This is a genomic window from Kitasatospora sp. MY 5-36 (assembly GCF_001182915.1).
Taxonomy (GTDB): domain Bacteria; phylum Actinomycetota; class Actinomycetes; order Streptomycetales; family Streptomycetaceae; genus Kitasatospora.
The window spans coordinates 1-2,369 of the sequence record NZ_LFVW01001025.1 but is presented as its reverse complement, the minus strand read 5'-3'; the positions used below and the strand labels follow the sequence as shown (position 1 = coordinate 2,369).

The 2,369-nt window shown below is 72.0% G+C and carries 1 protein-coding gene and 1 pseudogene; one reads left to right on the top strand and one right to left on the bottom strand.

Annotated elements, in window-relative coordinates; genetic code table 11:
• A pseudogene (locus tag AE652_RS39685) lies at positions 1-1,242 on the bottom strand (germacradienol/geosmin synthase); the annotation flags it as partial.
• A gap of 412 nt (positions 1,243-1,654) precedes the next feature.
• On the opposite strand from AE652_RS39685, the gene AE652_RS39680 reads away from it, so the two are divergent.
• A complete protein-coding gene (locus tag AE652_RS39680) occupies positions 1,655-2,299 on the top strand; it encodes an HhH-GPD-type base excision DNA repair protein (protein ID WP_049660490.1) in 645 nt (214 codons plus the stop codon).
• Positions 2,300-2,369 lie beyond the last annotated feature (70 nt).

Here is a 2,369-nt window from a genome sequence, read left to right as displayed (position 1 = left end):
CGGGCCCGCCGCACCCTCGGCCGCACCCGTCGGGCTCGCCTCCGCCGCGGCCACCGAGGCCCCGGCCACCGAAGCCCCGGCGGCCGTGCTGCGCAGGATGTCCAGCGCCGAGGTCCCGATGCCGCCGATCGCGTACTGGTCCCACCAGTTGCCGCCCCCGGGCCCTCCCGGCAGCCCCGGCAGCCCACCGCCCGAACCGGGCGCCACCTCGGCGCCCGAGGCCGCCGAACCGGACGAACTCGCCGCCGCTCCACCGCCGTTCATGTACCGACTGGAGCGCAGGTGCCACTCGTGCCCGCCGGACTGCCAGTCCTGGAGGCCCTTGACGTACGCCATCACCCGGGCACGGCCCGCCGGGTCCAGCCCGGTCTCCGCGAACAGCACCGGCAGTTCGGTGAACACGGTGTTCTCGAACTGCTGCAGCCGCGAGGTGAGCAGGTCGTTGACCGCCTCGGCGGCCTCCTGGGTGGAGCACTCCAGGAACCGCTCCAGCACCAGGATGCCGTTGCTCAGCTCGCCCTCGTCCTCCACCTCCCGCTGGTACGAGAAGATGTCGTTGCGCAGGTGCACCCCGTCGGAGAAGGCGTCCATCAGCACCCGCAGCGCCCGCGAACCCGACACCTCCTTCGGCACCTCGGCGCCGGCCGCGTACTCGACCAGCTGCGCGGACCAGGGCGCGCCGCCGACCTTGCGGCGCATCTCGATGTACTCGACCGGGTTGGCCACCCGGCCCTCGTTGATGTTGGCGAGCTCCCACAGCGACTCGTTGAGCAGGTTCCGGGTGCTCGCGGCGAACCGGATCCGCCAGTCCTCACCCATCACCGGCACGGTGCGCCGCCACAGGTCGGCCAGGCCCGCCTCGACCGGGTTCTCCGGTTCCGGCAGCTCGGCGGCCGGGTCGGCCGGCATGAACAGCGGCAGCCGGTCGAGGTGGGCCTTGCCCGCCCCGCGGTCGTTGGTGCGCTTGTACATGTCGAGGAAGTGGTCGTCGAAGAAGAAGACCCACACGTACCAGTCGGTGACCAGGGACAGCGCCTCGGCGGAGGCGTCGGGGTGGGTGTACGCGCAGAGCAGTCCGTAGTCGTGGGCCTCCAGGTCGGCCTGGTCCCAGATCCCCGACCCCTCCAGCATCCCCATCTCCCGGGCCCAGCCGGTGGAGTGGGCCCGTGCCTCGTCCAGATGCGGGTTGAGGCGTGCCGGGTGCGGCACGTAGAAGGACGGCAGTTCGAACGGCTGGGTCACGGCGGGCGGGCCTTTCTGGACGTGTCGAATTGGACCAAGAATGACTCGCCGTCAGCTCGCCGCACCGTCACAACAGAAACAGTCATATGAAATGACTCGTTCCCCCCGTCCAGAACCACCCACCCGGCCGAGCGCCCTCCCCAACCCCCCACGCCCCCGCGCCCGCCGCCCCACGGACGCCGCACCGCCCCCGCCCCGGGACCCCCGGCGGATGCGACAGGCGCGGGCAAAAAATATCCCTCGCGCCCCCGCCGGCACCCCCGGCAACCGCTCCGCCAACGAACAATGCAGCTCTGGCAAGGCCTTGAACAGACAAGACTTCCCCGGCTACGGGCGTGTTGACCGCGTACGCCAACGCCGCTTCCACCAGACTGGGCGCCGACCCGACGTCAACTCCGAGGAGGGCAAGCCCATGAACGTCACCGTCCGGCTCGCACAGCAGCCCGAGGCCGACGAACTGCTCGGACGCAGCGCGCTCGCCGCACTCGTCGGCATGCTGCTGGACCAGCAGGTCCCGATGGAGTGGGCGTTCACCGGCCCGCTGACCATCGCCCAGCGCCTCGGCCACGACGACCTGGACGCCCACGAGATCGCCACCTACAACCCGGAGGAGTTCGTCGCGCTCCTCTCCGCCAAACCGGCGGTCCACCGCTACCCGGCCGCGATGGCCAAACGGGTGCAGCAGCTCTGCCAGTTCCTCGTCGCGCAGTACGACGGCGACGCGGCCGCGCTGTGGAAGAACGTCCGCACCGGCAAGGAGCTGCTCAGCCGGCTCAACGCCCTGCCCGGCTTCGGCAAGCAGAAGTCGCAGATCTTCCTGGCCCTGCTCGGCAAGCAGTACGGGGTACGGCCGGAGGGCTGGCGCGAGGCGGCCGGGGTGTACGGCGAGGAGGGCGCGCACCGCTCGGTGGCCGACATCACCGGCCCCGAATCGCTCACCCTGGTGCGGGAGTTCAAGCAGGAGGTGAAGCGCGCCGCGAAGGAGGCCAAGGCCGCCGCCAAGCCGCGCACCACCACCCGCGCGTCCGCCGCCCCCACCCCGACCGGGGTGCGCTGAGCACCGGCTGACCCACCCGGCCGGCCGTACCGGGGCCGGCCCCGCCCAGAGCGCGACGCGGGCCCCGGCC

What these genes read in the sequence shown, in the direction of transcription:
- AE652_RS39680 (WP_049660490.1), top strand. Translation starts at nt 1,655, where the DNA reads ATGAACGTCACCGTCCGGCTCGCACAGCAGCCCGAGGCCGACGAACTG.